The sequence below is a fragment of the Flavobacterium sp. genome (genome assembly GCF_040382755.1).
Lineage (GTDB): Bacteria > Bacteroidota > Bacteroidia > Flavobacteriales > Flavobacteriaceae > Flavobacterium.
In genome coordinates this window covers 1-7943 of record NZ_JBEIET010000093.1, presented here as the reverse complement: position 1 = coordinate 7943, position 7943 = coordinate 1, and the positions used below count along the sequence as shown (strand labels likewise).

General features: G+C 31.2%; 8 protein-coding genes. 6 read left to right on the top strand and 2 right to left on the bottom strand.

The window, feature by feature from the left end:
- Together ABWO04_RS08550 and ABWO04_RS08545 are read right to left on the bottom strand one after the other, a co-directional pair.
- A partial coding sequence (locus ABWO04_RS08550; RefSeq protein WP_353079142.1) for a WD40/YVTN/BNR-like repeat-containing protein occupies positions 1 to 2597 on the bottom strand: 2597 nt, incomplete at its 3' end.
- A gap of 1 nt (position 2598) precedes the next feature.
- On the bottom strand, positions 2599 to 3336 hold the full coding sequence (locus ABWO04_RS08545) for an outer membrane lipoprotein-sorting protein (RefSeq protein ID WP_353079140.1): 738 nt from the start codon (positions 3334 to 3336) through the stop codon (positions 2599 to 2601).
- Between the two features lie 118 nt (positions 3337 to 3454).
- Between ABWO04_RS08545 and radC the strand changes: the two genes are divergently transcribed.
- The 6 genes from radC to ABWO04_RS08515 all read left to right on the top strand — a co-directional run bounded on the left by radC (position 3455) and on the right by ABWO04_RS08515 (position 7903).
- Entirely contained in the window at positions 3455 to 4138 is a 684-nt protein-coding gene (gene radC / locus ABWO04_RS08540) for a RadC family protein (protein WP_353079138.1), read from the top strand.
- 116 nt (positions 4139 to 4254) lie between these two features.
- Positions 4255 to 4725 (top strand): hypothetical protein, encoded by a 471-nt coding sequence (locus ABWO04_RS08535; RefSeq protein ID WP_353079136.1) that lies wholly within the window; start codon positions 4255 to 4257, stop codon positions 4723 to 4725.
- Positions 4726 to 4814: 89 nt separating this feature from the next.
- A complete protein-coding gene (locus ABWO04_RS08530) occupies positions 4815 to 5444 on the top strand; it encodes an ABC transporter ATP-binding protein (RefSeq protein WP_353079134.1) in 630 nt (209 codons plus the stop codon).
- The gene (locus ABWO04_RS08525; protein WP_353079132.1) at positions 5441 to 6733 is read left to right on the top strand and encodes an ABC transporter permease; all 1293 of its coding nucleotides are present in this window, start codon (positions 5441 to 5443) and stop codon (positions 6731 to 6733) included. Before ABWO04_RS08530 ends, ABWO04_RS08525 begins: the two co-directional genes overlap by 4 nt.
- The gene (locus ABWO04_RS08520; RefSeq protein ID WP_353079130.1) at positions 6726 to 7214 is read left to right on the top strand and encodes a hypothetical protein; all 489 of its coding nucleotides are present in this window, start codon (positions 6726 to 6728) and stop codon (positions 7212 to 7214) included. Before ABWO04_RS08525 ends, ABWO04_RS08520 begins: the two co-directional genes overlap by 8 nt.
- 2 nt (positions 7215 to 7216) lie before the next feature.
- Complete coding sequence (locus ABWO04_RS08515; protein WP_353079128.1) at positions 7217 to 7903, top strand: YjjG family noncanonical pyrimidine nucleotidase; 687 nt, start codon at positions 7217 to 7219, stop codon at positions 7901 to 7903.
- Positions 7904 to 7943: the final 40 nt, after the last annotated feature.

The following is a 7943-nucleotide window of genomic DNA, read 5'->3' as shown; positions in this document are numbered from 1 at the left end:
GGGTCATTTAATACTTCAAACTCGTGTGTAAATTTATCTTTACCTTTAGTTAAAACAGCTTTGTATTTCCCTGCAGGCACTAATGGCGTTGTGAAACCGCTGTAATCTAATGTTTTTCCAGTTGCTACTTTTGGTCCTTTTTCATTAAAATCCCAAGTAACAATGTTTATTCCTTTTTGATTACTCACTGGTAAACCCACAATTTTATTTCCATTCAAATCCTGAATTTCCATTTCCATTTTACCAAATGTATTTCTCTTCTTTAGATAATATACAATTTGAGCAGAAGTGCTTGGATTTTGTCCAACAAATTCTAGTTCAGAAGCGGTACTTCCAAATGAAGAATTTTCTTCTTTTATAAATGGTTTGGTTTTAAAGAAATACACCTCAGAAGCAATAATTTCATTTGTTACTTGTCTTAAAATGCTAATGTCATCAAGAATAATTACACCTCTTCCGTGAGTCGCCATTACTAAATCATTAGTTTTTTTATGTAAGTCTAAATGCATTACAGCAACTGCCGGCATATTGTTTTCAAATTTCGACCAGTTTTTACCACCATCCACCGTGATGTATAACCCTTTTTCTGTGCCTAAAAATAATAAGTTTTCATTAACATAATCTTCTTGAATGCATCGCGCAAAACCATCGATATCTTTTGTTACAATTGAAGTCCAAGTTGTACCAAAATCAATAGTTTTATAAACATATGTGTTCATATCATTATTAGTATGACCTTCAAAAACAGCATAGGCACTACCTTTTGAGAAATTACTAGCTTCGATATGATAACACCAAGTATTTTTTGGTAAACCAATAATATTTGCCGTTACATTTTTCCAAGTTTTTCCACTGTCTTGAGTAATTTGAATAGTACCATCGTCAGCACCAGCCCAAATTATATCTTTGCTTAATGGCGATTCTGCAATAGTAAATAAAGTACAATGATTTTCAGCACCAGAATTATCCTTTGATAGTCCACCAGAATTTTCCTGGTTCATTTTTAATTTATCATTTGTCGTTAAATCAGGAGAAATAATTCTCCAACTTGCTCCCATATCATCGGAAACGTGAACAAATTGACTTCCCGCGTAAATTCTATCTGGATTATGTATGCCCGTCACAATAGGAGTGTTCCAATTGAAACGTAATTTTACTTGATTTTTTTCTTGCAAAGGCTGAATTGTTTTTAATTCTTTAGTTTCTAAATTATAACGCCAAATGTTTTCGGCACCTTGCATTTCACTATAAATAATTTTTTTGGTTGGGTGTTTTAAAACTCTAAACCCATCTCCGTAACCCACGCTGTTCCAATCTCTAGCTTCAATTCCGCCATCACTTTTGCTTGGGCCATACCAAGAACCATTATCTTGAAGACCACCATAAATATTATATGGTTCTTCTGTGTCTAAAGTAATATGATAATATTGAGAAATAGGAAGGTTTTTTACAATATCTAATGTGCTTCCATTGTTCCAACTTCTGTACATTCCTCCATCAGTTCCAACATAAATTCTGTTGGTGTCAATTGGGTCTACAAGTATGTCGTGAATATCAGAATGCATCGCACCTAAATTTTTAAATGTTTTTCCGCCATCACGAGAAATAGAACCATTTAATCCACCTTTATATACAATATCCGGATTTTTTGGATCGATTGTAATTCTTGAAAAGTAAAATGGGCGAACTACTAAAGCAAAATCACTATTTAAATGCTTCCATGATTTCCCAGCATCTTCTGATTTATATAATCCTTTTTCGCTATCTTTTTCACATTCAATAACTGAATATAAGATATTAACATCTGATGGCGCAACTGCAATGGCAATTCTTCCTAATTTTCCAGCTGGAAAACCATTATGAATTTTGTTCCAAGTTTTTCCACCATCAGTAGTTTTAAATAGCGCAGAAGAATTCCCACCTGAATTAAAAGACCATGCAGTTCTTCTAAATTCCCAAAAACTGGCATACATTACGTTTGGATTGTTTGGATCGATAACTAAATCTGAACAACCCGTTTTGTTGTCAATATAGTGTACTTTATTCCATGTTTTCCCACCATCTTTTGAATTGTAGATACCTCTTTCCTCACTATCTCCCCATAGTGCTCCTAAAACTCCAACCCATATATTGTTTGAATCTCTAGGATCCACAATAATTGATGAAATTCTGTCTGATTTTGGTAACCCCATATTGGTCCAGTTCAAGCCGCCATCTGTTGATTTATAGATTCCATCTCCAACAGACACACTATTTCTCGTCCAAGTTTCACCTGTTCCAGCCCAAATTACATTGTCTGGATTATTAGGATCAAAAGTAATTGCTCCAATAGATTGAATATGTTTGTCGAAAACAGGTACAAAAGTAGCACCTCCATCAGAGCTTTTCCATATTCCACCACCTGCTGCACCTAAAAAAATAATTTGATTGTTCTTTGGATGCATAGCCAAATCAGAAACACGACCACTCATTAATGCAGGACCAATTTGGCGGGCTTCTAAATCTCCAAAAAGTTCTTTCCCTTTTAGTGTTATTTCTTGAGCGTTTGAAGAAATTACACTAGATAATATTATTGTAAATAAAAATGACTTTTTCATATTACTCTACTTTCATTTCAAATGCTTTTGCATCTACAGTTGGATTTATTGAGATGCTTTTTACGGTCATTTCTTGCCCTCCTTGATTCATTGTGAAAGGAAAAAACATCCCATCAACTTCTTGGTAATCTCCCATTGTACTAGTTGACATTTGTCCTTTTGCTGGACCTTCTTTTACTTCAGATTCAGTCATAATTGGCACATAATTTTCAGCATCAAAATAATAAAAAACTACATTTTCTTCTTTTTTTCCAGCAACAGTAATTGGCATTTTTGTTAACTTTATTTTAAAACATTCTGTTCCTTCTTTTGTTTCCTTACCAAGAAATTCTACTTTGTAACCCTTATCTTTATAATTGTAAAAAGGATCAGGAAAATCGTTAATTTGACTTAACATATTTTCTGTTGTTTCAGAATCTAATTTTTCTGGTTTCATAGTCATAAAATTAGTACTCCATCCTGTTTTACCATCAAATGCTAATTGTGTAATTTCTTTTCCTTGAAAATTAACTTTTACATACATTTTTCCGGTTTTATCATTGAAAATTTCAATAGGAATTTCCATTCCATTATAATTACTAACCAAATTCATTTTGAAACCATTAATTTTTGATAGTTTTTCTTTTCCACCAATGTTTTCAAAATATTTGTTAATGATTTCATCAGCAGTTTGTGCTGAAACAGTTAAACTAGTAAATAAAATTACAGTTGACGCTAATAGATTTCTTAAATTTTTCATTTTCTTGTGATTTAAAGGTTTTATAAATAAGTAGCAATTTTTTTTATAAAGTTACAATATTTGGAAGAATAATTTTATTTTACTTATTTTGTATCAATAAACGCCAAAATAAATTTTTATGTACACGCCAATTCATCAGTGGGCTGAAGACGATCGCCCACGAGAAAAACTTCAACTTAAAGGTAAATCAACCTTATCCGATTCGGAATTATTAGCTATTTTAATTGGTTCAGGCTCCAGAAATGAAAGCGCAGTACAATTATGTCAGCGAATTTTAGCCGCATCAAACAACAATCTCAATCAGCTTAGTAAACTTTCAGTTCATCAATTAATTCAATTTAAAGGTATCGGCGAAGCAAAAGCTATAAGTATTGTTGCAGCTTTAGAATTAGGCAGAAGAAGAAGGTTGGAAGAAGCAACCGAATTACCTAAAATCACATCAAGTAAAAATATATTTGAAATTATGCAACCCATAATTGGCGAATTACCTCACGAGGAATTTTGGGTGTTATATTTAAATAATTCAAATAAAGTAATTCATAAATCGCAAATAAGCAAAGGCGGTATCACAGGAACTGTTGTAGATAATAGAATGGTTTTCAAAACAGCTTTTGAATATCACGCCACATCAATAATTTTATGTCACAATCATCCTTCTGGCAAATTACAAGCCAGTGACCCCGATTTACAATTGACTAAAAAGCTGAAATTAGCTGGTCAAACTTTAGATGTTTTAGTATTAGACCACATTATTGTTACTGAATTTGGTTATTTGAGTTTTAAAGATGCAGGTATTTTTTAGTATGGGTACGCAGATTTTTTTGATTTGTTTTCAAAAACATAAATAAAAAAAATCTATGTATCTATGTCTTTAAAATAGTTAATGTACTTTTGCAAAATAAATTTACAATCAATACAATGAACGAATTATATCAATTTTCCAAACAAGATTTAGAATTGGTTTCAAAAATAAAACAACATCAAAATATTTCGGCTATTTTTTATCATTTTTGGATAAATTTAGTCAACCCTGAAGAAAAATTTGTTTTTGTAGATACTATTGAAATTGTTTTTGATACAACTGATACCTATTTTTTCAAAATTAATGAAGAGGATAATGGTTATATGATTTCTTCAAACTACAATTTTGAGGAAGAGCAAAAAATGTTAGCCGAAAAATTTCAAGAAGTACTTTCTTTAAAAAGAGTAGATGTGAGCGCAGCTACTATTTGGAAAGATAAAATTAAAACACCTCTTTTATCTGTAAATACAGTAAATGATTACGAAAACAGAAATGAGAATTTTATTCATTTTGATTTTATTGATGGCTCATTAGCAATTTATTACAATGAAGAAAAAGGATTATTAGTTGAAGATTACGAGGCATAATCGCATTTTAATTGATTGAGATAAATTTTTGTTAATACGTTTTTAATCTTATTTCAATATTCTTATCTTGCAACATAATATATTACAAAATGATAAGCACGAAAAACATCACTTTTTCTTACAATAAAGATCAAAATTTCATTATGCCTGATTTATTTTGTCAGGCAGGAAGTACCATTTTAGTTACTGGAAATTCGGGTAAAGGAAAAACTACCTATTTGCATATATTGGCAGGTATGTTGCAACCCAATTCTGGTGAAATTTTAATTGATAATACAGATTTCACAAATCTTAAAGGAAGTAAAGCGGACAAGTTTAGAGGTAAAAATATTGGTGTGGTATTTCAAAAATCGCATTTTATTGCTTCGCTATCCGTTATAGAAAATTTAGAAATGGCAAGTTGGTTAGCTACAGGTAAAAAGCATTCCAAACGCGCCAAAGAATTATTAAACAAATTAGATATTTTAGAACAATCGCACAAACAACCAAGCCAATTGAGTGTTGGCCAACAACAGCGTGTTTCTATAGCTCGTGCACTAATGAATGAACCTAAAGTGTTGTTAGCCGATGAGCCCACATCAAGTTTAGACGATAAAAATGCAGACAATGTAATTGAGTTATTGGAATCATTATCTAAAGAATACAAAGCGGCTTTAATTATTGTTACTCACGATAGTCGTATTAAAGCCAAATTCACCAATCAAATTACAATGGTATGATCGGAAAATTAGCATGGAAAAATATTTGGTTTAAACCATTAAATACCATTTTGAGCATTTTGTTATTAACGGCTTCTGTAGCTATTATTACAGTTTTGATATTAGTTGAAAAACAATTTGAAGAAAAATACCAAAGCAATTTAGATGGTGTCGATTTGGTACTTGGAGCGCAAGGAAGTCCGTTGCAGTTGGTTTTGTCATCAGTATATCAAGTTGATGATCCAACAGGAAATATTAGTTACGATTCGGTAAAAGTATGGATGCAGCATCCTTATGTAAAAAAAGCCATTCCGTTAGCCTATGGTGATAATTATGTAGGATTTAAAATTGTAGGAACTACTCCAGATTATATAGAAAAATACCAAGCTAAAATTGCTGAAGGGAAAGTGTTCGAACATAATTTTGAAGTAGTAGTTGGTGCTGAAGTTGCTGAAAAATTAAATTTAAAATTAGGAGATACTTTTAAAGGAACTCATGGAAGTGCAGCTGAAGGTGAAGTTCACGACCACGGTGAATATATTGTGGTAGGAATTGCATCTAAAACAGGAAAAGTAATTGATAATTTAATTTTATCGAATATTCCAACCGTTTGGCAAATGCACCATGAAGAAGGACACGAAGAAGTTGCTGAAAATCCTGCTCATGGCGAAGAAGGACATGTGCATGATGAAGAAGAGCATGTTCATTCAGCGGAATGCAATCATGATTCCCATGAATCGGATATGACTATAGATGAGCCGAATATGGAAATAACTTCTGTTTTAATTGAATTTAAAAACAAAATGGGTGTTTTTATGTGGCCAAATATTATCGCACAGAACACAAAAATGCAAGCCGCTTTGCCAACGTATCAAATGAACAGATTGTTTGATATGTTTGGTGTAGGATTAAATGCGTTGAAATATTTAGCATTCGGAATTATGTTAATTTCTGGAATATCAATTTTCATTGCTTTATTCAATACTTTAAAAGAAAGAAAAGCTGAATTTGCCCTTTTACGTGTAAATGGCGCAAAAAAACACCAACTACTTTTGGTTGTTTTACTTGAAAGCATTTTACTTTGTACTGTAGGATATTTTTTCGGAACTGTTTTGGGTAGAGTCGGAATAGTCTTATTGTCAAAAGCATCAGAGTCAGATTTTAAATTAGGATTTAATCCTATGGAAATTATTTGGGAAAAAGAAGGGCTTTTATTTGGTTTAACTTTGTTAGTTGGATTAATAGCTGCCTTAATTCCTGCTATAAAAGCTTACACTATTAATATATCTAAAACTTTAGCAAATGCGTAATTCAATAAAAATAATAATGGCCTTATTAATAGGTGTTTTTTTATTCAGTTTTCAAAATCAAAGTGAAGTAAGCACTTATACATCTTCAAAGAAGGCATTTTTAGCAGCAGATACATTAACATGGAAATTGTTAGGCGAAATTAAATATTTGAAGAAAAAGCACGCCTCATATGGCGAAGTTGATTTTCCAGTTATTAACACAAAATTGAAAAAATTAGCTAAGAAAACCATTGTAATGAGTGGATTTATTGTGCCTATTGATAATAAAAATTACGCTTTGAGTAAGAATGTTTTTGCTTCTTGCTTTTTTTGCGGGAAATCGGGTCCTGAAACTATTATGGGGATAAAATTTAAAGGCGCTACACCCAAATTAAAAACCGATACATATTTAACAATAAAAGGTACTTTCCGACCAAATGAAGACGATGTAGAAGATTGGATTTATAATTGTGATAATGCTGAAATTGTAAAAGGAAAATAAATTTGAAAGCTATAAAACATATTTTTTTCGATTTAGATCATACGCTTTGGGATTTTGAAAAAAATTCGGCGTTAGCATTTGAAAAAATATTTCAAGAACTAAATTTCGATATCAATTCTAAACAATTTATGGATATTTATAATCCAATTAATGTTGCGTATTGGAAATTGTATGAAAAAAACGAAATTGACCAAGAAACCCTTCGTTTGAGTCGCGTTAAAGACGCTTTTGAAGCATTTAATTTTGAGATTTCATTAGATCAAATAAATACCATTTCACATTTGTTTATTGAGTATTTAACTTCAAATAATCATTTAATTGAAGGCACAATTGAAACGTTAGACTATTTAAAAGATAAATATGTTTTACATATTATTACCAACGGATTTTCATTTGTACAAGATGTAAAATTGCAAAAAAGTAATTTAGATAAATATTTCGTTACCATCACCAATTCGGAAGCAGCGGGGCATAAAAAACCACACGAAAATATTTTCAAACACGCGTTAACTATTGCAAATGCTTCTAAAACAGAAAGTATAATGATTGGTGATAGTTTTGAAGCAGATGTTTTAGGAGCCCAAAATTTCGGAATAAAAGCAGTTTATTTTAATCCAAAAGCGGAAATGATTTCGCAAAATCAAATTATTCAAATACAAAGTTTAACCCAATTAAAAAATTTATTATGATGAAAAATTTTTCAATTTTAGTACTCGTTTTCTTATCATT